Below are 21,739 nucleotides of genomic sequence, written 5' to 3'. Positions count from 1 at the left end.
CCCGGCCGGCACCCCGCAAGACAAAGCCCCCGTTCGTCACCGAACGGGGGCTGGGTGTCGTTCGCCGGGAAAGCGCGTTTCAGGGGTCGACGCCGGCCACCACCACGCACTCCATGCCCTGAGTGGCCAGTTGCCGGCAGGAGTGGCGCGCCTGATCCTCCTGAAGGTCGACGACGCGGGCGCGGTACACCGCCTGCTCGCCCTGGGCCTCGGTCACCGAGATTGTCGCCTGTCCCAGATCGGAAGCGAGGTAGTCGGCCGCCTGGCTGGCACGCAGACGCGCGCTGTTGCGGTTGCTGAAGGCACCGACCTGCACCGCCCAGCCCTGGGCCACTGCCGGCGATACGGCGGCGTCGCCCTGGGCGATCAGGCGGCGAATCGGGTCGTCGACCGGGGCTGACGCCTGCCGCGCACCGTCGCGAACCGACGCCTCGACCGGCGTCGCACCCTGGGCCACCGCCAGCGAGGTTCCCACCGCCTTGGTGGGACTCGCCGAGGCCCTGGCGGCAGCCGCCCCCCGACCCTCGAAGAGGTCGGCCTTGGCGATCCAGTCGCCGCGATCGAGCAGCGAGGCGCGCACGAAACCGCGATCCAGCAACGACGCCATGTGGCTGTCCCGGGACCGGGCGGTGAAGCCGCCCATCACCACCGAGACCAGGCGCCGGCCGTCGTGGACCGCCGAGGTCGCGACATTGAAGCCCGAATCATCGATGTAACCGGTCTTGAGGCCATCCGTTCCCGGATAGCTGTCGAGCAGATTGTTGTGGCCCGGGATCGTCTTGCCCTTGTAGACGAACTGCGTCCGCGCGAAGTAGCCGTAGTACTGTGGAAAGTCCTGCATCAGATGGACCGACAGGCGGGCGATGTCACGCGCCGTGGTCATCTGCCCGGCGTCGGGCAGCCCCGAGGCATTGCGGAAGGTGGTGTCCGCCATTCCCAGTTCGCGGGCCTTGGCGGTCATCTGATGGGCGAAGGCCGGCTCGCTGCCACCCAGGGCCTCACCCACGACCACCGCCACGTCGTTGGCGGAGCGCACGATCATCGCCAGAATGGCGTCCTCCACCGGGATGCTGCCCCCCTTGCGGACCCACAGCTTGGAGGGCGGCTGGGCGGCGGCGTGCGCCGACACCGGAAGTTCGTCGTCGAGCGACAACCGGCCTTCATCGAGGGCTTCGAACAGCAGGTAGAGGGTCATCATCTTGGTCAGCGAGGCCGGATAACGCGCGGCATCGGCATTGGCGGCGCTGAGGATGTCGCCGCTCTCGACGTCGACGACGATCGACGCATAACGCGGATTGGGTGCGGCCTGGGCGGTGGCCACGACGCAGAACATCGTGAGCAGGCACAACCCGAGCATGGCGAGACAGTTCGGCGCGGCGGGCCGACGGGGAGCGCTACGAGCAAGACCCTGGCAGACAGCGGTACGCCAGCACGAATCGGGGGCAGGGGTGGCCATCGACGTGTCCCTTGAGGTTATTGTTGCCGACAGACGTCCCGACTCGCGGGACGCAACGCACTTCGGAGTATGCGCCAGCCTCGGCCATGGCGCCGGGGTCGAGCGTCAACGGTATCGCCACGCCCGTGTCAGTGACTCATCACTCCGGTTGCAGCTCATTGTCCACGAGACGCCACGTCCTGACCACCATCGGCAGGGGCGATTCATGCCGCGATCTTCGCGCCAAGTCACGGCCATTTCGAGCGTTTACGCAGCGTTACTCGCTGGCGATTGATCGTAAGGACACGATCATCGGCGCATGCTCAACTCTCGAAAGAACAGGCCGATAAGATGAACGGGGTGCTAACTGACGCCCGTGACAAGGAACAACATGGAACGCATTGAGGAGACGACGATGCAGGAGCCCAAGGTGCCGGAGCGCTCCGTCGAGCATCTGGTGGCCCTTCCCGTGGACCGGCTCAGCGCGGGCATGTACGTCGTCGATCTCGACCGTCCCTGGCTGGAGACGCCGTTTCTGATCGAGGGCCTGCGGCTCGACAACGCCGATGACATCGCCACCCTCAAGCGCCTGTGCCGCACGGTGTACGTCGACCCGGACCGCTCGCACCCCGACCTGCTGACGAGCCTCGAGGCCCTGCGCGCCCCGCGCCCGCCACGACCCGCCGAGTCGGCCAACGACACGGGCTACCGGGTCTATCGTACCCATCGCATCCGGAGCCTCGCCGAGGAGGAACTCAAGCAGGTCTCGCCGGCCTTCGACGAGGCGCGCGAGATGTTTCATCGCATGATGCACGACGAGCAGAACTGGCATCGCAACGTGCCGCAGGTCAAGCACACCGTGAGCCGTTTCGCCGCGTCGATCCTCTCCAACCCCAGTGCCCTGAACTGGCTGACGCGGATCAAGCACGAGAACGAGTACACCGCCGAACACTGCCTCAACGTGGGGGTGATGGCGATGATCTTCGCGCGTCACCTGGGTTACGACCGGGCGCGGATAGAGGAACTCGGCCTGGCCGGCATGCTCCACGACGTGGGCAAGATGAAGCTCGATCAGCGAATCCTCGACAAGCCCGGCAAGCTGACCGCCGCGGAATTCGCCCATATCCGCACCCACGCCCTGGCGGGCTATCACATGATCGCCGAGGATCAGGCCCTGCCCCTGGTCGTCAAGCAGGCCACTCGCGACCACCACGAACGCCTCGACGGCAGTGGCTATCCCTACGGTATCCCCGGCGAGGAGATCGGCCTGACGGCCAAGATCATCGCCATCGTCGACACCTACGACGCCATCACCAGCGACCGCATCTACAGCAAGGCCAGGCCGCCCTCCGAAGCACTGCGCATTCTCTACCAGATGCGCGGCAAGCATTACGACGAGGCGCTGGTGATCCGCTTCATCGAGTGCATCGGCATCTATCCCCCCGGCTCCATCGTCGAATTGAGCAACGGCATGATCGGCACCGTGCTCTCCGTGGACCCCGACCACCGCCTGCACCCGCGTGTGCTGGTCGCGCTCGACGAGCATCAGGCGACGATTCCCGAACGGGTGGTGGATCTGGCCGAGAGCGCTCGACGCGGCGATCCGCTGGAGATCGCCAGGGTGCATCCGCCCGGCTCCTTCGGGCTGAGCCTCGAGACGATCCTCGACCACCTGGTCTGAGCACGCACGACCGCCTCGGGTCCGAACCGCCAGGTCGACGAGCAAGTGGCGACGACCCGCGCCCCCGGCAAAAAAAGAGGCGTGCCTTGGCACGCCCCAGGGAGAGAGACGGTATCTATCGTCACCCCGCCATGTCGAGCACGACCCGCCCCTCTATCTGACCGGCGATCATGCGGTCGAAGACGGCATTGATGTTTTCCAGCTTGTCGGCATGTACCGTGGCCTTCACCTTGCCCTCGCCGGCGAAGTCCAGCGCCTCCTGCAGGTCGAGACGGGTGCCGACGATCGAACCACGCACCGTGGTGCCGTTGAGCACCATGTCGAAGATCGACAGCGGGAAGTCTCCCGGCGGCAGGCCGTTGAGCGCCACCGTGCCACCCCGGCGGACCATGCCCAGCGCCTGCTCGAAGGCCTTGGGCGAGACCGCGGTGACCAGCGCGCCATGGGCGCCGCCGATCGCCTGCTTGAGATAGGCGGCGGGGTCGTGCTGCTTGGCGTTGACGGTGACCGTGGCGCCGAGCCGCTCGGCCAGGGCCAGCTTGCTGTCGTCGATGTCCACCGCCGCCACGTTGAGGCCCATCGCCTTGGCGTACTGCACCGCCATGTGGCCGAGGCCACCGATGCCGGAGATCGCCACCCACTGCCCCGGGCGGGTGTCGGTCATCTTCAGGCCCTTGTAGACCGTCACGCCGGCGCACAGCACCGGGGCGATTTCCAGGAAATCGACGTTATCGGGAATGCGGCCGACGTAGTCGGCCTGGGCCAGCGTGTAGCCGGCGAAGCCGCCATTGACCGAGTAGCCGGTATTCTGCTGGGACTCGCACAGCGTCTCCCAGCCACCCAGGCAATGCTCGCAGTGGCCGCAGGCGGAATAGAGCCAGGGGATGCCGACCCGGTCGCCTTCCTTGACGTGCTTGACGCCGTCGCCCACCGCCACCACGTGGCCGACGCCCTCGTGACCGGGAATGAACGGCGGCTCGGGCTTCACCGGCCAATCGCCGTGGGCGGCATGCAGATCGGTGTGACAGACGCCGGAGGCGGCGATCTTGACCAGCAGTTCACCTGGGCCCGGGCGGGGTACCGGCGCTTCCTCGATGACCAGGGGTTCGCCGAACGCACGAACCACTGCGGCTTGCATGGTGGAATCCATGGCACGCTCCTTGGGTTTTCTTGTTGAAGGGCGGCGCCGGCCCGACGGCCGGGGCCGCGGAACGCCGCGGGCGCGAGGCCCGCGGCAGCGGGCTCAGAAGAAGCCCAGCGGATTGGTGTCGTAGCTGACCAGCAGGTTCTTGGTCTGCTGGTAGTGCTCCAGCGCCATCTTGTGAGTCTCGCGACCCACGCCGGACTTCTTGTAGCCACCGAAGGCGGCATGTGCCGGATACTGGTGGTAGCAGTTGGTCCACACACGTCCGGCCTGGATACCGCGGCCCATGCGGAAGGCCACGTTCATGTCGCGGGTCCACACCCCGGCACCGAGACCGAACTCGGTGTCGTTGGCGATCGCCAGTGCCTCGGCCTCGTCCTTGAAGGTGGTGACGCCGACCACCGGGCCGAAGATCTCCTCCTGGAAGACGCGCATCTGGTTGTTGCCCTTGAGCAGGGTCGGCTGGATGTAGTAGCCCTTGTCGTAGGCCGGGTCGAAGCTCTCCTTACCGCCGCCGGTGAGGAACTCGGCACCCTCCTCGCGGGCCACGTCCATGTACGACAGGATCTTGTCGTACTGCTCCTGGCTGGCCTGGGCCCCCACCTGGACGTCGGTGTCCAGCGGATTGCCGCGCTTGATCGCCTGGGTGCGCTCGATCACCTTGGCCATGAAGGCGTCGTACATCGACTCCTGAATCAGTGCCCGTGACGGGCAGGTACAGACCTCGCCCTGGTTGAGGAACGCCAGCACCAGCCCTTCGACCGCCTTGTCGATGAACTCCGGCTCGGCGTTCATGATGTCGGCGAAGTAGACGTTGGGCGACTTGCCGCCGAGCTCGACGGTGGAGGGGATGATGTTCTCGGCGGCGCACTTGAGGATGTGCGAGCCGACCGGGGTCGAGCCGGTGAAGGCAATCTTGGCGATGCGCTTGCTGGTCGCCAGCGCCTGACCGACCTCCTCGCCGTAGCCGTTGACGATGTTGACCACCCCGGGCGGCAGCAGATCGCCGATCAGTTCCATCACCTTGAGGATCGACGCCGGCGTCTGCTCGGCGGGCTTGAGTACCACGCAGTTGCCCGCCGCCAGTGCCGGGGCGAGCTTCCAGGTGGCCATCAGGATGGGGAAGTTCCAGGGGATGATCTGCCCCACCACGCCCAGCGGCTCGTGGAAGTGATAGGCCACGGTGTTGGCGTCGATATCGGCGGCGGTGCCCTCCTGGGCGCGGATGCAGCCGGCGAAGTAGCGGAAGTGATCCACCGCCAGCGGCAGATCGGCGTTGAGCGTCTCGCGCACCGCCTTGCCGTTGTCCCAGGTCTCGGCGACGGCGAGCATTTCCAGATTCTGTTCGATGCGATCGGCGATCTTGAGCAGGATATTGCTGCGCTCGGTGGCCGAGGTCTTGCCCCAGGTCGGGGCGGCCGCGTGGGCGGCATCCAGTGCCTTCTCGAGGTCTTCCGCGGTGGAGCGCGGGATCTCGCAGAACACCTCACCGTTGACGGGGCTGACATTGTCGAAGTATTGCCCCTTCACCGGCGCGACGAACTCGCCGCCGATATAGTTGCCGTAACGCTTGTCGAAGCTGACGACGGAGCCGTCGCTTCCGGGATTGGCGTAGATCATGGCTGTGCTCCTGACGTTATCGTTATGCGTGACACAGATCGAGTCTTGGTCACGACGCCAGGCTGCGACATACTCCCCAAGCAGGAAATCGTCTCATCCCTTGGGAGGAGGCATCACCACGGAGTCGACACCCATGTACACCCTGCTGGTCGCCGACGACCACCCGATGTTCCGTGAGGCCATGGTCGGTGCGATCGCCGCCGCCCTCCCCGACAGCCGCGTGCTGGAAGCCGCGAGTCTGGCCCAGGCGAGCACCCTGGCCGAGGCGCACGAGGAACTCGATCTGCTGCTGCTCGACCTGGCGCTGCCCGACAGCGAGGGTCTGGCCGGCCTGCGTCGGCTGCGCGAGACGTTGCCCTGGCTGCCGGTGGCGATTCTCTCCGCCGAGCAGGGTCGCGACACCGTGCTCGAGGCCCTGGGGCTGGGCGCGGTGGGCTATCTGCCCAAGTCGACCCCGCGCGACGACCTGCTGGCGGCGCTGCGCCAGATCCTCGACGGCCAGATCTATCTGCCGGCGGACATCCTGCGCCGCCCCGGCGCCACCCGCCATGCCCCGTCTCCCACGGCCGACGATGCCCTGGAGACCGCCGTGTCCCAGCTCACCGCCAAGCAGTTGCAGGTGCTGGCCTGCCTGAGCCGCGGCGAGTCCAACAAGGCGATCGCCCGCGACCTGGCGATCGCCGAGACCACGGTCAAGACGCATGTCTCGGCGATTCTGCGCAAGCTCGGGGTGAACAGCCGGGTACAGGCGATTCTCACCGCCCAGACGCTGGATCTCGACGACCCTCGGCATCCGCCGCGCTAAGCAGCGACACCAGCAACATCTTCAAGCGCAGCGGCTTGACCGGCTTCAACAGGCAGGCATAGCCGCGCTCGCGAATCCGCGCCTTGAGCGCCGCGTCGTGATTGGCGGTGACCATCAGCACCGGCAAGCCGGGCTGCTCGCGCTGGAGCTGTTCGGCCACCGCCAGGCCGTCGTCGTCCCGCTCGTCGAGGTGGTAATCGATCACCAGCACGTCGGCACCGGACGCCTCGCCCGCCGCCTCGCGCAGGGTCGCCAGCGACAGTCCGCCCGTCACCCGACAGCCCCAGCCAGCGAGCAGCGCGCGCATGCCGTCGAGTACCGCCGGATCGTCATCGAGGACCCACACGTTGGTCCCCGCGAGCTGGTCGTTGCCCGGCATCACCTCCGCCGGAGGCGCGGGCCGCGGCGCGCGACAGGCGTAGGGCACGCGCACCGAGAAGGCCGAGCCCTGCCCCGGTCGCGAGCGCAGGGTGATCGGGTGACCCAGCATCGTGGCGATACGGTCGACGATCGCCAGCCCCAGCCCCAGGCCGCGCTGCTCGCGGTCGAGCCCCGCCGCGGCGCGCCGGAATTCGAGGAAGATCGCCTCGCGCTGATCGTCGGCGATCCCCGGCCCGGTGTCGCCGACCACGATCTCCAGCCCGTCGTGGCGCCGCCGGCAGCCCAGCAGCACGTGCCCGGTGGCGGTGTAGCGGATGGCGTTGGTGAGAAAGTTGCGCACCACCCGCGCCAGCAGCTGCAGGTCGGAGTCGACCACCGCGGTGCTGCGCACGTAGTGCAGGGTCAGCCCCTGGGATTGCGCCACCTGGCGGTACTCCTCGGCCAGGGTATCGAGCAGCTCGTCGGCGCCGAAGGCGGCGATATCCGGCTTGAGTACGCCGGCATCGAGCCGCGAGATATCCACCAGCGTGCCCAGCAGCGCCTCGACATCCTTGAGCGAGCGACCGATCTGACCGACCAGCGGCTTGGACGCCGCCGGCACCTCGTGCTCGTCGAGCGCACTGGTGAACAGCCGCGCGGCGTTCAGCGGCTGCAACAGATCGTGGCTGACCGCGGCCAGGAAGCGGGTCTTCGACAGATTGGCCGCCTCGGCCTCGCGCTTGGCTTCGCGCAGGCGTGCTTCGGCGGCCCTACGGGTGGCGATCTCGTCGCGCAGCTGATCGTTGACCTGGCCCAGCTCGTCGAGGGTGCGGTGCAGCGCCTCGGTACGCTCGCGCACCTGCTCGGCCAGCAGCACGGCGTGCTCGAAGGCGGCATAGGGCGCGCCACCGGCGACCCCGCTCGACTCCACGCGCTCGATCAGCGCCGCACAGGTCCGCCGCAGGCGGGCGTTCTCCTCGGCGAGCGCGCGCTCACGCTCGCTCGCCGGTTCCGCCGTCTCGGCACTCGGGGCGTCCAATAGCCACCCCGGTGAAGGTCTGGTTGATGTGCATCCCATGGTGCTGCTCTCCATAGGTGTTGAAGCCGACCGTGCGATGGCGCCGCAACACGTCTTCCGCCGCCGCGACCCTCTCCAGCGCCTCGATCTCCAGACGGCGCAGGAAGCAGTCGCAGCCGATCACCAGCGCCGGCGGCCCCAAGCGCGTTTCCAGCCCGGCGAACACTGTCTCGAGGTCGTCGAGAATCGGCGCCGGGGTCATCGCGGTGAGCACGATGCCGTTCTCCACCGCGCAGTAGAAGGTCAGGCTGCCATCGGGATTGACGCGCTGGATCGAGCGCACGTAGTGCGCCTCGCCGATGCGTACCGCCAGCGGATGACGGGCGAAATCGGTCTCGTCGAGGGCGTCGACCGGGCGCCCCACCAGCCGCGCGTACTCCTCGGCGGCGGGCGCGGCGTTGAGTTCTAACACGGTGCGCCGCTGGCGGTCGGCGGCGGTGACCACCAGCTTCTCGCGCCGGGGCCGCAGATGGTGGGTGCTGAACACCTCGAACGGCAGCGACGTATTGACCATCACCACCACCGCCGCCTGATCGTGAAAGCGCCCCTGATGAAAGACATGGGTGTGCGCCAGGCGGTTGTCGTCGCCGGCCGAGCCGCCGAAGCTGGGGATGCTGCCCAGCGCCGCATCCAGCGTGGCCAGCACCTGCTCTTCACTGCTCGACAAGCCATCGAGCAGGGTCAGCGCGAAGCTGTGCCCGGCGATCGGCGCCACCGCCTGATGGCGGCACTCGTTGAGCAAGGTATCGGTGAGGCGCTGGGCGCGGATCAGATCGAAGTGCGCCAGATCGTCGATCAGCGCCGTCGACACGGCAAAATGCACCCGTTCGAAGCCGATCGCCACGATGCCCCCGCGGCCGTAGCCGTTCGGCGTGATCTCCCCGGCGGTGGTGCAGCCGCTGACCGGCACGCCCTCGAAGGCGGCGGTCAGCGCCTCGCCGAGGGCCGCCAGCGGGTACTCGGCACTGCAGAAGAACAGCACCGCGCCCAGTGACGCCTCACCCAGCGCTTCGGCCAGATCCGTCGCCGCCCGAAGCGGGTCGGGATCGTGACTGCAGGCGGTGTGCAACCCGGCGTGCGGAGACGGCACGCCAACCGACTCGGCCACTGGTTCGAGCCATGGCGGTGTCGTCGAGGCATCGAGCATGGCGGCACTCCTGGCAAGGGGTATCTCGGCAGTGTATGTCGCCGCACCGGGCCATCACAACGCCGTCACCTGCCAGTATCGCAAGGTCGACGAAGGGCTATGCCACCAAAGTGGAGTTGTTTGAAAAGAAAGCACAATGGATCATGTGCCCATCGCAACGACGCACGGCGTCGGCAAGAAATACAAGGCGAATCGATGGCCGCGGTGAACAAGACCAACAAGCGGAAGGCCACCGACAGGCAAGAACAAGACGCAACAACGACAACTCGCGTCAGCACGAACAAGCCAGCCATACCACAGAACGAAAAAAAGTCCCCCGAAGGGGACTAGGTGGAGCACGCCAGCTCACTCTTGCGTCGCCGCCAGTCGAACGACTCGCGATGCGACGGTTCGGGCACCACGTTAACGTGGCGCTAACTACCCTAACAATAGCAACAACTACGCCAGCCCCTGTTAAAGTCCAACAAAAACAAGACTCAAGACAAAAAACACATATCGCCCAGCCCTTGTAACCAGGGGCTGGGCGCTCTCATTTGGGGCCTTGGATGCCTCTTTCGCCCCGCCCTGGTGCAACGCAGCATTTACTTCGCGCCAAACACCGGGCCGGCACCATGCGCGCCTCAATAATGTACCGCCAGCCAGATGGTCGTGACATCGGGATCGGTCCAGGCGACACGATGGCGCCTGTGCGCCGGAATGACGACGTGATCGCCGGGTGCCAGCGTCATGTCCGCACCCTGCTCGAACGCCAGAACGGCACGCCCCTGGAGCACCACGACCCACTCGTCGCGATCCTGATCGTACCAGCCGGACGCCGGCGAGCGATGTCCCTTCGAGACGATTCGCTCCACCGTCACGGCGCTGTTTTCCAGGATCGCCTCGAAGCACTCCTCGTCCAGGCGCTCGGGAACATCGGTAAACAGATTCTGCATGGAAGACCTCCCTGAAGGCATCGACCCCACCCAGCGTAGCAATGAGGTCACCGATTCGAAGAGCACTCCGACAGTCACTGCCGTAGTCCCGCTACCCGTTCCAACACCGAACACACGCCATGTAGTTGAACTACAACGCATCGTGCGGCTAATGGCGCTTTGTGAGATGCACCGCCCTGGCCCATAGTGAACTCACGGCGTCGGACAGGAATTCGCCACCGCGACTCACTGACCCGACGCCCGGCTACCACCCGAGCGCCATGCCTACTTTGATCCAGGCGCCGGAAGCGGAGGTCTTGGAAAACTTATGACCCTGACGCAGTGCAGCCGTGGGCGCTTATCCGGCCCGGCATGCGTAGCCAAGGCACCAGAACGCCATCGCAGATGGCAACCCGTGACGGGATCCTCCCCCGGGTAATGATGACCTTGCATGAGGATGGAACAATGAACTGCATCCAGTTGACCGAGCAAGCCGACCTTATCGCCAGCACCTTCAGCAAGCAGGACCTTGCCAAGGTCGTGGTCGCGCTGAAAGCCAACGGCCACTCCCTGCAGCATGCCGTCGAGGTACTCGACACCATCGATGCGTGTCAGGGTTACACGCTCGACCAGGCCTGGGACGAAGTCCTTGCCGGTGAGACGAACGTCGTCATCGCCGACGATGAATGATCCGTTCCACCGACAGCGAGCGGCCCACTGGATTCCACGGGCCCTTGCTTCCTTGGGCCGAGGCTGAAACGCCTCGGCTTTTTGCTGGATGGCGGTTAGCTCCTGACAAGCAATAAGAATGCATTTCCAAACCCTCTGATGATGGGTGCCGGTGGCAGAGCAAAGCGAGGGTCCTTTGCCATGGATGGCAAAGGTAGCGCCCAGGGAGGGGTTCACAGCGCCCTCGCGACGTCCTGCCGCCGGAGAAGCTCACTTCGTCTACCGGTTGTGAAAGGCGTTCTAAGCCCAGCACTGGCTAACGACCGCTGCCGTCGATGCCCGCCATCAACGGGGTTTAATGTCCCCTCGATTCATGGTGCATGCTCGCCAACGATTTACGGTTCAGCCACTGACGTATTCCAGGCCGACAAGAACATCCAGATGCCAACGCCCGCCAGCAAGGCGCCATAGAACCGATTCTGGATTCTCAGGAATTTTTCATTCTTGATGACCTGACTCGATACTCGGCCGATGGCATTCCATAGCAAGTGCCCAACCACGCACACGAGAACGAAGGATACCGCCAGGACGAATGAAAAATACCTGTCATCGTTGGCGAATTGCGAATACATGGCAACCAGAACGGCGACCACCTTGACATTGAGGGAGCTGATGACAAGCCCCGACCTGAATCCATACTGAACATCGTCGGCATTGCCCCCTGAAGACGCCCTTAGCAGCTTTACGCCCAGGAACACGACATAAAGAGCGCCAAGCAGCGTCAAGACGGGGGCAAGACGAGGGATGCTGTTCAACAGCGCCGCCAACCCGAACCCCGTCAAGAGGGCATAAACGAAGATCGGCACATTCAAGCCCAGGATAAAAGGCACCGACTCCTTGACCCCCTGCTTTGCGCCGACGGTCGCACACATCACGTTGTTCGGCCCGGGACTCCATACCAACGGGACCATCATCGCCAGGAAAAGCGTTGCCGTTGCAAGCATTTTACCTCCTACTGGTTACCCACCACGGGCTCCATTATTGATGGCCCGAGCCGTCAGCCTTGCCGCTTTTGTTCGGCAGCCGAGTCCGCCTTGCCGGGTGATTTTCTCATTGCCGCCCGTGTCGCGAATATGACGATCCCAATGCCCAGCACAATCGTTAAAGCGATCAGAATGACCAGGGAACTCGACATGGCGGCAGGCGCATGGACACCACCGTTTGCCATGAAAATGGAGGCGAGCGATAGAACCATCAGCGGTATCGACAGGATGAGCCCGACGACCTCGATCCAGAACAACGCCCGCGGCATACCGTCTGGAGAGACTGGAAATATCTTGCCCAAGTCCAGGGCATACACGAAAAAGTACGCCAACCCAAAGAGCGCGGCCACGACGAATGCCGGCCCGGCCCCAATAATGGCAAAATAGACCAGTGCAAAGCTGCCAATACCCAGAACCGTCAGAAACACGTTGAACATTGCCAGCTTCACGGGAGGTATATGCGAGAAATTCCTGTTCTCAATGGGTCCGCCCGGGATCAAGGTCCCGAGCAGAGCCGCTGACAGGACAAGCAGGCCCGCTACAGTGTATCCGATGATATCTTCCATAGGTTTTCCTCTCGCCTGAGGCCGCGCTTTGCAAACTTTTCCGCCAACAGTGCCTGGTAAGCTTTTTAAACGACTGGCTCTCGATCAACTTCTGATAGATGATTGCCTTTAAAAGCAGCTACCAATATATTTCTTTGCTTTTCCATATCTTCGTCGGCCTCGATAAAACGAAGCTCTCGAGGATGAAGCAGCTTGATGACAAGAATACGAACCGAGCCCTCAGGCAGTTGAATATGGGAAGGAAAATTTTTATTAGGGAAGCCAAGCAAAACACCAACCTTGCCATCTTCGTTTTTCCATTCCTCTGGCAAACCATCCACCGAAACCACCGTAGACAGCGTATTGTATTTGTTCTCCAACATCTCATGTACGTTGCCATGGTGTGCAACCAGCTGACTGACTTGGTAGACGATACCAAAAAGCCAACTACTCCGAATGTCTGGATAGGTTTCTGGAGCCTCGGCACAGACCTCGACCCTATAACCCAGCGGAACCTTTTCGTCCTCGAACGGATCAGAAAGTCCGTCACTGACAACAATAGTAGAACCAGGCTTCCTTATGACTCTCCATGATTGTCTCAGTGATGGCCAAGCAGGGCCTCCCATGAACGCAGGATTCACGAATGGTGCTATGACATCCGAATCGAGGTCACCCAGGGACGCTAAAACCAACTCTCTTGCCTCGACCCCCTTTTCCAACATCTCCTGCATCTCAGGATCGATTTCAGAAGACGAATCTACCCGCTCATCAACTCCTTCCACGTCGATCTCACTTTTTCTTCCAAATATTTTTTTAATCCATTTCATCGGATAACCTCGAGAATCTTGACGCGAAGCGCCCCGGTGGCCTTGACGTAGCTAAGCGGAGACAAGGGCATCCGTATAACGCGGGTCATTGCTCCTTGAGTTCGACCTTTCTTCCATCAGGATCTCGCACGACGTAAACCTGGCTACCATTGAGTTCATATTGACTCGCAACTACCATTTTCGAGAGAACTTGCCGCATGTCTTTTACGGAGAAACCTATCCTTGAATTGCCCGGTTCCTCATTCTCTTTCAATGGATAAAGCTCAAACACGAAGCCGGCATCTTGTGATGAATAGTGCAGCGGCCCGTCGCCGTGCCTTTCCTTGACAAAACAAAATCCGAGCAGTTCATAAAACTGCTTACTCGCTTCCAATTCTCTGCAGCGCAAGACGAGCAAGTTAATGTTCATGGTTCACCTGAAGGCCATAAAGCGGGCCTTTACGGCGACCCGGGAGCCGCGACGCGATGAAAAACCGCCCTACAACAGTATTTTGTCACGTGCTTTTACGTCGCGCAAACGCGCCCCTTGATATAAATCGCATCAATCATCAAAGAACATGCAGAAACAACCAATATTATCAGAGCAGGACCACCGGAGATATCCACGTCTTCAAGAGCCCATTACCAAACCCTCTGACGATGGGCGTCGGGGGCAAGGCGAAGCGAGGGTCCTTTGCCATGGATGGCAAAGGTAGCGCCCAGGGAGGGGTTCACAGCGCCCTCGCAACGGTCCGACGCCTCGGGCCCTGCCGCCGGATAAGCCCACGTCGTCTAGCGGTTGTGTAAAAGCGCTCTAAGCCCCGGCGTTCCATCGTCAAAAAAGCCATGGCCAATAACGTCCAGGTAACGTTGAAACCCAGCATCAGGCAAGCGACATGCCGTCCGGCCGTTCAACGCTGTGACCACGCGCCGTTACGAGGTTCCATGAGCCTACAGGTCGAGTCAGGACGGGATGACCGGAAAGACGCCAGAAGAGGCCCTTGAGTACACTCGCATGGCAGCGGGCGCAGCCGGGTAGCTGCCCGTCGGGATGAAAGGTGGAGTCACGGAACCAGAGCGCGCCGCCGAAGCCGCCATGATCCACGCCCCAGCAGCTTGAAGCCCAACCCGTCGATGGCCATCTCGGTGACCGTCGACGGGTCGGGGATCGGACTCGCCACTCTCGGTTTGCCGATGGCGGCGGCCTTGCCGGTGGTCAGGCGCTGCGGCGGGTGCGGCGCCACGCGACAGCGCGCCGGGAACCAGCCGCGGCATTGAGCCACGGCGCCAGCAACCGCGTGGAGAGCGGAATGAACACGAACACCATCACCGGCGTGAGCATCAGAGTACTGGCGAGCACGCGCGGCACCAGCGGCAGGTCGGCGAGCGCATCGCCGAATAGCCATTGAAAGGTCAGCGAGACCGGGAAGAACGCCAGCCAGATCGCCACGGCCTGCTTCCAGCGCGGTGGCGTGTGTCCCTGGCCATGGCGGAACCAGCTGTCGAGCCCGGTGGCGCGATGCTCCTGCGGGGCCTCGAACAGGTCACGTCCCCGCACCAGCCAGGCGCGCCGCGAGGCGGAATGTTCCCAGGCGGTCAACGTGGCCTCGTCGGCAAAGCGGAAGACGATCTGGTATTCGTTGTCGCCGGGCGGCGGCGCAAGCACGCCGGAGCCCAGGTAGCCGGGAAAGTCGGCGGCCAGGTCGCGGCCCTCGTTGAGCCAGACGTTGAAATCGCGGTAACGCCCGCGAGCCACGCGGCGCGCCACCATCAGCGTGACGGGTGAAGTCGACATCGTGTATCTCCTCGTTCATCCGGCGTCCCGGGTAGGGTGCCGTTCAGACGGGGGCCGGGGTAACGGCCCGCCGCTTCAAAGGATGCAAAAACTACACCATCGATGTCGATCCGGCTACTGCCGTTGCCCACTGGACGACTTTTCCTGGCCCGCGACCGAGGCAGCAGGGGCGCCGACGGTGGTGGCTATCGATACCCTGGGGCTGCACACCTGAGCGGCTCTGTGTGCCCTGCGTGCCTTCCTTGCAGCAACTGCGTACCGCTCTCCTCGAGCAGCCGTGCCTGCAACCGCGTCTGTTCGATGGCCTCGCCCAGCACACCGTCGAGTGTCGGAAGCGCGCAGAGGATACGCAACTCGCTGTAGAACCGTTGCGTGGCGTGCTCCTCGGCGAGCATGCAGGCCATGATCTCGGCGGCGGCTTCCTCATCGGTGACGAAGAAATGGCGTCGCTCGCCGTCGTTGATCGGCGGCGCCGCGGCGGGCAGTTGCTCGAGTTTCCCCAGCCGCTCGGCCGTTTCCGTCAGGTTCTGCAGACGCAGTTCCGCCTCGCCGGCGAGCGCTTCGAACAGCCGGCTCAAGGCAACACTGAACGGCAGAAATCGCAGTGATACCCACCGGTAGCGGTTGATGGCCAGGTGCTCATGCGTCATCGCCGCAGCGAGTACGTCGTCCAGCGAGAGAAGATCGTTGCGAGTTGCGTCATCGGCTCTTGTCATTGCTGTCATCGCCCTGTCTCCCTGAGCGCGGCCGTCCATTGCCTGGACGCCCGTCCCGATTAATGACGTCTTGCTACCCGAATCACGAAGCGGATCAGGCGGCGGGAGCCCTTCCTGCTCGATCGCACCGCGACCCTCCCACCGGTTGGCGCCTCATCCCTGAAGCCCTGATCCCTTCGAAATATAGTTAGGTCGCGAGTCTTGCGCAGGCAACCCATGTTATGGAACCGCGTAATTTTTTGTTCGCCATGCATCGCAATACACAAAAACGCCACCGGGAACCCGGTGGCGTTGCGGAGGCGGAGACCGCCCGAGGCGTTGCCGGTGAAGCAGCGCGGGCCGTCAGGCCTGTGAGGCGGCTCCCACCGCGACCTCTTCGCCGTGTCGCTTGATGGCCGCATAGCCCAGGCCGGTGACCAGCGCCCCCGCGACGATCGCCAGCAGATACGGCAGCACCGGGGTGATGGCATTGGGGATCAGCAGCACGAAGATCCCGCCGTGGGGCGCCATCAGCTTGGCGCCGAAGAACATCGACAGCGCCCCGGTTACCGCGCCGCCGACCATACAGGCAGGAATCACCCGCAGCGGGTCCTTGGCGGCGAAGGGGATCGCCCCCTCGGTGATGAAGCACAGCCCCAGCACGAACGACGCCTTGCCCGCCTCGCGCTCCGGCTCGGAGAACTTGCTCTTCGCGATGAAGCTGGCGATCCCCATGCCCAGCGCGGGGACCATGCCAGCGGCCATGATCGCCGCCATCGGCGCATAGGTCTCGGAGGCCAACAGGCCCACGCCGAAGGTGTAGGCGGCCTTGTTGACCGGCCCGCCCATGTCGAAGCACATCATCGCGCCGAGCAGGATACCCAGCAGCACGGCGTTGGTGGAGCCCATGGTCTCGAGGAAGTGGGTCAACCCGGCGAGGATGCCCGCCACCGGCTGGCCGACGATGTAGATCATCACCAGACCGGTCACCAGGCTGGCGATCAGCGGTATGATCAGGATCGGCTTGAGCGACTCGACGCTCGCCGGCAGCTTGAGTTTCTGGGTCACCAGCTTGGCGGTATACCCGGCCAGGAAGCCGGCGAGGATGCCGCCGATGAAGCCCGAGCCGATGTCCGCGGCCAGCCAGCCGCCGATCATCCCCGGGGCGATGCCCGGCCGGTCGGCGATCGAATAGGCGATGTAACCGGCCAGCACCGGAATCATCAGCTTGAAGGCGCTGCCGCCGCCGATCTGCATCAGCGCGGCGGCCAGCGACCCTTCGTTCTCGTAGGCCTTGATGCCGAAGACGAACGACAGCGCGATGCACAGACCACCGGCGACCACCATCGGCAACATGAACGACACCCCGGTGAGCAGGTGCTTGTAGACGCCCTTCTCCTTGACGCTCTTCTTGCGCTCGCCGCCCGCGGCACCACCGCCGGCACTTTCCACCTCGGCGCCCGTCAGGGCCTCGTCGATGGTCTGCTTGGGCTTCTTCAGCGCGTTGCCGGTGGAGGTGCGCCAGATGCGCTTGCCGGCGAAGCGGGTCGGGTCGACCTCGATGTCGCAGGCCAGGATCACCACATCGGCGTCGCGGATCTCGTCGTCGGTCAGGGCATCCTGGGCGCCCACCGAGCCCTGGGTCTCGACGCGGATCGCATGCCCCATGGCACGCCCCGCCTCGGCCAGCGATTCGGCGGCCATGAAGGTGTGCGCCACCCCGGTCGGACAGGCGGTGACGGCGACGATGCGGCGGCCGCCCTCGCCGGCCGTGGCTAGAGGAGCGGTCGCGGCGCCCGATTCGTTGCCGGGTTCGAAGACCTCGGCCTCGCGCTCGGCGCGCTCCAGGAAACCGACCGGATCGGGCAGCGCCTGATTGATCGGCGCCCGGAACAGCCGCTTGCCGGCGAAACGCTGCGGGTCGGGCACGTGCTCGGCGGCGACGACGATCAGGTCGGCGGCGTCGATGTCGGCCGGATCGACCGGCGTCACCGGCTCCAGCTCGCCGTGCATCTCCAGCGAGAATCGCCAGTCGAGCCGCCCGGCCGCCTGCTCGAGGCGGCGCGCGGCGAGGAAGGTGGTAGCCATGCCGCTGGGGCAGGCGGTTATCAGGATCACGTTCATGCGAAGGCTCCCCCTGCGTGGTCGTCGCCGTCGAGGCGCTGCACGCGAGTCTGTTGTTGGAGATCGGCGAAATCGGTGGCCTGCGGGTCGCCCACCCCGACGTGACGCACCGATTCCGCGGACAGCGCGGTGGCCAGGCGTAGCGCCTCGTCGGCCGGCAGGTCGCCGAGGACGCCGTGCAGCAGCCCGGCGACCAGGGTGTCGCCGGCGCCCACGGTACTCACGACACCGACACGCGGCGGTGTGGCCTGCCAGACACCGCGCCGGCTGACCCACAGCACCCCGGCGTCACCGGCCGAGATCACCGCCTCGTCGATACCCGCGGCATGCAGTCGCTGCGCCGCGCGACGGCGAGCGGCGATGTCCTCCAGCGCTTCGCCCGCCCAGGCGGCGAGCTCGTGCTCGTTGGGCTTGACCGCCGTCGGTGCGGCGTCGATCGCCGCCTCGAGCGCCGCGCCGCTGGTATCGACCCACACCGGAACGCCGCTCTCGCCGAGGCGGCGCACCAGCGCGGCGAGATCGGCCGGAGCCACGCCCGGGGGCAGGCTGCCACCGATCAGCACCGCATCGGGACGCCGCCGGGCGTCGTCGAGACGCAGCGCCAGGGCCTCGCCGAGCTGCGCCAGATCCTCGGGAGCGATCATCAGCCCCGGGCCGTTGATATCGGTGACCCGCCCATCGTGCTCGGCGACCTTGGCGTTGATGCGCGTCTCGCCGGGCACGCGATGGAAGGCGTCCTCCACGCCGATATCGGCGAAGGCACGCACGAAGGCGCCGTCGTTGGCCGCGCCCAGAAATCCGGAGACCGCGACCTCGTGGCCCAGCGCCACCAGCACCCGCGCCACGTTGACGCCCTTGCCGGCGGCTTCCAGCCGGGTCGACTCGGTGCGGTTGACCTCGCCCAGCGTCAACTGCGGCAGGCGGACCGACAGATCCAGCGCCGGATTGAGACTGACGGTGAGAACGCGCGCCATTACAGCGCCTCCAGCGCTTCGCGCACCGCCTCGGCGGTGGGCTGGGCAAGCGCGGTCTCGGCATGCCGGCGCGCCTGGTCGAGGGTCAGCTCGCGCAGCCGCGCCTTGACCATCGGCACCTGGCGGATCGACACCGACAGCTCGTCGACGCCCAGCCCCACCAGCACCGGCACCGCCTGGGCGTCGCTGCCCAGCTCGCCGCACACGCCGACCCACTTGCCCTTGGCGTGGGCCGCGTCGACGGTCATCTGGATCAGCCGCAGCACGCCGGGATGCAGGCCGTCGGACTGCGCGGAAAGCTCGGTGTGGCCGCGATCGATGGCCAGGGTGTACTGGGTCAGGTCGTTGGTGCCGATGGAGAAGAAATCGACCTCCTCGGCCAGACTCGGCGCGAGCAGCGCGCAGGAGGGAATCTCGATCATCACCCCGAGCTGCACGTCGGATGCGCCGACCTCCGCCTGGACGCGATCGAAGATCTCGCGGGCGGCACGGAACTCGGCGATGTCCTTGACCATCGGGAACATGATCCGCAGCGGCTTGTCGCCGGCGGCGGTGAGCAGCGCCCGCAACTGGGTCTCGAGTACCGTCGGCCGGGTCAGCGCCAGGCGCAGGCCGCGCAGCCCGAGGAAGGGATTGTCCTCCTGGGGGATCGGCCAGTAGGGCAGCGGCTTGTCGCCACCCACGTCGAGGGTGCGAGCGACCAGCGGGCGGCCGTCGAGGGCCTCGATCGCCTGACGGTACTCGGCAATCTGGGTGTCCAGATCGGGTTCCTCGGCATGCGCCATGAACACGAACTCGGTACGCAGCAGGCCGACGCCCTCGGCACCGTGCTCGACGGCGTCCCCGGCATGCGCGGTATTGCCCAGGTTGGCGGCCACCTCGACACGGTGACCGTCCTGGGTGTGGGCGGTGTCGAAGCGATGGTCGTAGGCGTCGCGTTCGCGGGCCTCGCGCTCCTTGAGGCGCAGTTCGGCACGGTCGCGGCGTTCCCGCGAGGGCGCCGGAATCACCCGGCCGCGCTCACCGTCGAGGATCAGTTCGGTGCCGTTGTCGAGGGTCATCACCCGCTCGCCGGCGCCCACCACCGCGGCGATCCCCAGTGCCCGGGCGAGGATCGCGCTGTGCGAGGTGGCCCCGCCACGGGCGGTGAGCAGGCCGCGCACCTTGCTGGTATCGAGCTGGGCGACATCGGAGGGGCCGACATCCTCCATCACCAGGATGTAGGGCGTCTCCGGCGGGGTCGGCATCTCCACCCCGCACAGCAGGCTCAGCACGCGGCGGCCGACGTCGCGCAGGTCGGCGGCACGCTCGGCGAGCAACCGGTCGGCGAGGACTTCCTGGGCCCGCGCCGCGGTATCCACCGCCTGCCACCAGGCCGCCTCGGCGGAGAGCCCGTCGCGGATCCCCTCGAAGGCGGCCTCGTGAAGCTCGGGGTCGTCGAGCATCTCTTCGTGCATCGACAGGATCTCGGCGACCTCGCCGCCCTTGGCCTGACGGATCAGTACCCCGAGCTGATCGGCCGCCCCGGCCAGCGCCGCTTCCAGCCGGGCCTTCTGGGCCGCGGCATCGCCGGCGCGCTCGCCGGTCAGCTCACGGGCGCGTTCGGGATACTCGAAGCGCGGCAGGCGCATCACGAAGGCCGGGGCGATGGCCATGCCCGGCGAGGCGGCCACCGCCGGATGCGGGGTATCCGCCGGCAGCGGCTCCACCACCGCGGTGGGCTGCTGGATATCGTCGACGTCGCGACGCTCCTCGAACGGCGCCACCTTCTCGCCGAGCCCGTCGCGAACCGCCTCGGCCAGCGCCTGGACGGCCGCCGCGGCGCCTTCGCCCTCGGCGGAGAACACCAGCGTCTGGCCACGCCGCGCGCCGAGGCCGATGACCTTGGTCAGGCTCGCCGCCGAGACCGCCTCGGCGCTGCCCTCGAGCAGCCGCACCTTGACCGGCAGCCCCTGCTCGCGAGCGACCTGCACCAGTTGCTTGGCCGGCCGGGCGTGCAGGCCATGGGCATTGAGGACCCGGGCCCGCCGCGTCTCGGCCGCCGCGGACTCACCGGAAAGCCGCGCCAGCACGGTGGCGGCGTCGGCATCGGCGAGCGATTCGCCCTCGCCGCTGTCGAGCAGCCCGGCCAGGCGGTCGAGCAGCCCCAGGTGCGCGTCGCCCTGCCCGGCCAGGCAGAACACGCCATTGACCGGCCCCAGCGGGCCGCTGAAGGCGCGCTCGGGGGTCGCCAGCGACAGTGCCGGTACCTGCACGCCACGGCTACTGCTAGCCAGCCACAGCCCCTGACCGAGGGCGACCGGCTCCTGCTCGACGATCGCCGCGATGTATTCGCCGTCCACGCAACCCGCCTGACGCAGCCTGGCGGCGCCAGCCAGGGCCAGCTCGAAGCGGTCGCGGGCGGGCACGTTGAGACACAGGGTGTCATTGTCGACCCGCGCCACCACCGGCGCCTTGGAAAGCTGGGCGATCACCTCGGCGGCCGTGTCGGCCCGGGCGAGGCGCTGGGCGACGCCCTCGCGGTCGAGCACGTGGGTCAGCGCGCGCAGGATGTCCAGATGCTCGTCGCTCTGGGCGGCGATGGTCACCAGCACGTGGACCCGGTTGCCGTCGTGCCACTCGACCCCGGCGGGAAACTGCAGCACGCGCACCCCGGTCTCCAGCACTTGTTCGCGGCTGGCCGGCGTGCCGTGGGGAATGGCGATGGCATTGCCCAGGTAGGTCGACGACTGCGCCTCGCGCTCGTGCAGGCCGTTACGGTACTCGGGGGTCGCACGACCGGCGTCGACCAGCGACTGGGCGGCCTGATCGAGGGCGTCGCGCCAGTCGTCGGCCCGACAGCCGAGCAGCACGTCATCGGGTTGGAGCGTCAGCATCTCAAGTCTCCTCGCTGCACATCGGGGGTGA

The 21,739-nt window shown here is 65.7% G+C and carries 18 protein-coding genes; 3 read left to right on the top strand and 15 right to left on the bottom strand.

Features of this window, described 5'->3' with window-relative positions:
* Positions 1-79: 79 nt before the first annotated feature.
* Positions 80-1,357, bottom strand: coding sequence for a D-alanyl-D-alanine carboxypeptidase (locus D0901_RS13305; RefSeq protein ID WP_129140787.1), 1,278 nt, complete (start codon positions 1,355-1,357; stop codon positions 80-82).
* A gap of 469 nt (positions 1,358-1,826) precedes the next feature.
* On the opposite strand from D0901_RS13305, the gene D0901_RS13300 reads away from it, so the two are divergent.
* Positions 1,827-3,116: a cyclic di-GMP phosphodiesterase gene (locus tag D0901_RS13300; protein WP_129140786.1), complete on the top strand. Its 1,290-nt coding sequence runs from the start codon at positions 1,827-1,829 to the stop codon at positions 3,114-3,116.
* Positions 3,117-3,237: 121 nt separating this feature from the next.
* On the opposite strand, the gene adhP is transcribed toward D0901_RS13300, so the two are convergent.
* Together adhP and exaC are read right to left on the bottom strand one after the other, a co-directional pair.
* Positions 3,238-4,266, bottom strand: coding sequence for an alcohol dehydrogenase AdhP (adhP, locus tag D0901_RS13295; protein WP_129140785.1), 1,029 nt, complete (start codon positions 4,264-4,266; stop codon positions 3,238-3,240).
* Positions 4,267-4,359: 93 nt separating this feature from the next.
* Positions 4,360-5,880: an acetaldehyde dehydrogenase ExaC gene (gene exaC / locus D0901_RS13290; RefSeq protein WP_129140784.1), complete on the bottom strand. Its 1,521-nt coding sequence runs from the start codon at positions 5,878-5,880 to the stop codon at positions 4,360-4,362.
* Positions 5,881-6,013: 133 nt separating this feature from the next.
* Here exaC and D0901_RS13285 point away from each other — a divergent pair, with 133 nt between their 5' ends.
* Entirely contained in the window at positions 6,014-6,685 is a 672-nt protein-coding gene (locus tag D0901_RS13285; protein WP_129140783.1) for a response regulator, read from the top strand.
* Here D0901_RS13285 and D0901_RS13280 read toward each other — a convergent pair.
* The 3 genes from D0901_RS13280 to D0901_RS13270 form a co-directional block, all read right to left on the bottom strand.
* Complete coding sequence (locus D0901_RS13280) at positions 6,636-8,123, bottom strand: ATP-binding response regulator (protein WP_129140782.1); 1,488 nt, start codon at positions 8,121-8,123, stop codon at positions 6,636-6,638. The two genes, D0901_RS13285 and D0901_RS13280, sit on opposite strands and share 50 nt — an antisense overlap.
* A complete protein-coding gene (nosP, locus tag D0901_RS13275; protein WP_129140781.1) occupies positions 8,038-9,270 on the bottom strand; it encodes a nitric oxide-sensing protein NosP in 1,233 nt (410 codons plus the stop codon). The genes D0901_RS13280 and nosP overlap by 86 nt, the downstream gene beginning before the upstream one ends.
* A 620-nt stretch (positions 9,271-9,890) precedes the next feature.
* Positions 9,891-10,202, bottom strand: coding sequence for a cupin domain-containing protein (locus D0901_RS13270; RefSeq protein ID WP_129140780.1), 312 nt, complete (start codon positions 10,200-10,202; stop codon positions 9,891-9,893).
* A gap of 444 nt (positions 10,203-10,646) precedes the next feature.
* Between D0901_RS13270 and D0901_RS13265 the strand changes: the two genes are divergently transcribed.
* Complete coding sequence (locus tag D0901_RS13265; protein ID WP_129140779.1) at positions 10,647-10,871, top strand: hypothetical protein; 225 nt, start codon at positions 10,647-10,649, stop codon at positions 10,869-10,871.
* A 374-nt stretch (positions 10,872-11,245) separates the two neighbouring features.
* Here D0901_RS13265 and D0901_RS13260 read toward each other — a convergent pair whose 3' ends face one another.
* The 9 genes from D0901_RS13260 to ptsP form a co-directional block, all read right to left on the bottom strand.
* Positions 11,246-11,854, bottom strand: a complete 609-nt coding sequence (locus D0901_RS13260; RefSeq protein WP_129140778.1) for a LysE family translocator — start codon at positions 11,852-11,854, stop codon at positions 11,246-11,248.
* A 53-nt stretch (positions 11,855-11,907) separates the two neighbouring features.
* A complete protein-coding gene (locus tag D0901_RS13255) occupies positions 11,908-12,459 on the bottom strand; it encodes a DUF8051 family protein (protein WP_129140777.1) in 552 nt (183 codons plus the stop codon).
* Between the two features lie 65 nt (positions 12,460-12,524).
* Positions 12,525-13,265, bottom strand: a complete 741-nt coding sequence (locus D0901_RS13250; protein ID WP_129140776.1) for a hypothetical protein — start codon at positions 13,263-13,265, stop codon at positions 12,525-12,527.
* Between the two features lie 85 nt (positions 13,266-13,350).
* Positions 13,351-13,674 carry a VOC family protein gene (locus D0901_RS13245; RefSeq protein WP_129140775.1) on the bottom strand — a complete coding sequence of 108 codons (324 nt, stop codon included), beginning with the start codon at positions 13,672-13,674 and terminating at the stop codon, positions 13,351-13,353.
* 786 nt (positions 13,675-14,460) lie between these two features.
* A complete protein-coding gene (locus D0901_RS13240; RefSeq protein ID WP_203234872.1) occupies positions 14,461-15,039 on the bottom strand; it encodes an antibiotic biosynthesis monooxygenase in 579 nt (192 codons plus the stop codon).
* 185 nt (positions 15,040-15,224) lie between these two features.
* Entirely contained in the window at positions 15,225-15,764 is a 540-nt protein-coding gene (locus D0901_RS13235) for a hypothetical protein (RefSeq protein ID WP_162500874.1), read from the bottom strand.
* Positions 15,765-16,097: 333 nt separating this feature from the next.
* Positions 16,098-17,858 carry a PTS fructose-like transporter subunit IIB gene (locus D0901_RS13230; protein ID WP_129140773.1) on the bottom strand — a complete coding sequence of 587 codons (1,761 nt, stop codon included), beginning with the start codon at positions 17,856-17,858 and terminating at the stop codon, positions 16,098-16,100.
* Entirely contained in the window at positions 17,855-18,832 is a 978-nt protein-coding gene (gene pfkB, locus D0901_RS13225; RefSeq protein WP_129140772.1) for a 1-phosphofructokinase, read from the bottom strand. Before pfkB ends, D0901_RS13230 begins: the two co-directional genes overlap by 4 nt.
* On the bottom strand, positions 18,832-21,708 hold the full coding sequence (gene ptsP / locus D0901_RS13220; protein WP_129140771.1) for a phosphoenolpyruvate--protein phosphotransferase: 2,877 nt from the start codon (positions 21,706-21,708) through the stop codon (positions 18,832-18,834). The genes pfkB and ptsP overlap by 1 nt, the downstream gene beginning before the upstream one ends.
* Positions 21,709-21,739: the final 31 nt, after the last annotated feature.

The sequence above is a fragment of the Modicisalibacter coralii genome, assembly GCF_004117855.1.
In the GTDB taxonomy this organism is placed as follows: Bacteria; Pseudomonadota; Gammaproteobacteria; order Pseudomonadales; family Halomonadaceae; genus Modicisalibacter; species Modicisalibacter coralii.
This window is presented reverse-complemented; position numbering and strand designations above follow the sequence as displayed.

Bases quoted from the DNA above. Each gene is read 5' to 3' on its own strand.
- D0901_RS13305 (WP_129140787.1), bottom strand. From the start codon at position 1,357: ATGCTCGGGTTGTGCCTGCTCACGATGTTCTGCGTCGTGGCCACCGCC.
- D0901_RS13300 (WP_129140786.1), top strand. From the start codon at position 1,827: ATGGAACGCATTGAGGAGACGACGATGCAGGAGCCCAAGGTGCCGGAG.
- adhP (WP_129140785.1), bottom strand. From the start codon at position 4,266: ATGGATTCCACCATGCAAGCCGCAGTGGTTCGTGCGTTCGGCGAACCC.
- exaC (WP_129140784.1), bottom strand. From the start codon at position 5,880: ATGATCTACGCCAATCCCGGAAGCGACGGCTCCGTCGTCAGCTTCGAC.
- D0901_RS13285 (WP_129140783.1), top strand. From the start codon at position 6,014: ATGTACACCCTGCTGGTCGCCGACGACCACCCGATGTTCCGTGAGGCC.
- D0901_RS13280 (WP_129140782.1), bottom strand. From the start codon at position 8,123: ATGGGATGCACATCAACCAGACCTTCACCGGGGTGGCTATTGGACGCC.
- nosP (WP_129140781.1), bottom strand. From the start codon at position 9,270: ATGCTCGATGCCTCGACGACACCGCCATGGCTCGAACCAGTGGCCGAG.
- D0901_RS13270 (WP_129140780.1), bottom strand. From the start codon at position 10,202: ATGCAGAATCTGTTTACCGATGTTCCCGAGCGCCTGGACGAGGAGTGC.
- D0901_RS13265 (WP_129140779.1), top strand. From the start codon at position 10,647: ATGAACTGCATCCAGTTGACCGAGCAAGCCGACCTTATCGCCAGCACC.
- D0901_RS13260 (WP_129140778.1), bottom strand. From the start codon at position 11,854: ATGCTTGCAACGGCAACGCTTTTCCTGGCGATGATGGTCCCGTTGGTA.
- D0901_RS13255 (WP_129140777.1), bottom strand. From the start codon at position 12,459: ATGGAAGATATCATCGGATACACTGTAGCGGGCCTGCTTGTCCTGTCA.
- D0901_RS13250 (WP_129140776.1), bottom strand. From the start codon at position 13,265: ATGAAATGGATTAAAAAAATATTTGGAAGAAAAAGTGAGATCGACGTG.
- D0901_RS13245 (WP_129140775.1), bottom strand. From the start codon at position 13,674: ATGAACATTAACTTGCTCGTCTTGCGCTGCAGAGAATTGGAAGCGAGT.
- D0901_RS13240 (WP_203234872.1), bottom strand. From the start codon at position 15,039: ATGTCGACTTCACCCGTCACGCTGATGGTGGCGCGCCGCGTGGCTCGC.
- D0901_RS13235 (WP_162500874.1), bottom strand. From the start codon at position 15,764: ATGACAGCAATGACAAGAGCCGATGACGCAACTCGCAACGATCTTCTC.
- D0901_RS13230 (WP_129140773.1), bottom strand. From the start codon at position 17,858: ATGAACGTGATCCTGATAACCGCCTGCCCCAGCGGCATGGCTACCACC.
- pfkB (WP_129140772.1), bottom strand. From the start codon at position 18,832: ATGGCGCGCGTTCTCACCGTCAGTCTCAATCCGGCGCTGGATCTGTCG.
- ptsP (WP_129140771.1), bottom strand. From the start codon at position 21,708: ATGCTGACGCTCCAACCCGATGACGTGCTGCTCGGCTGTCGGGCCGAC.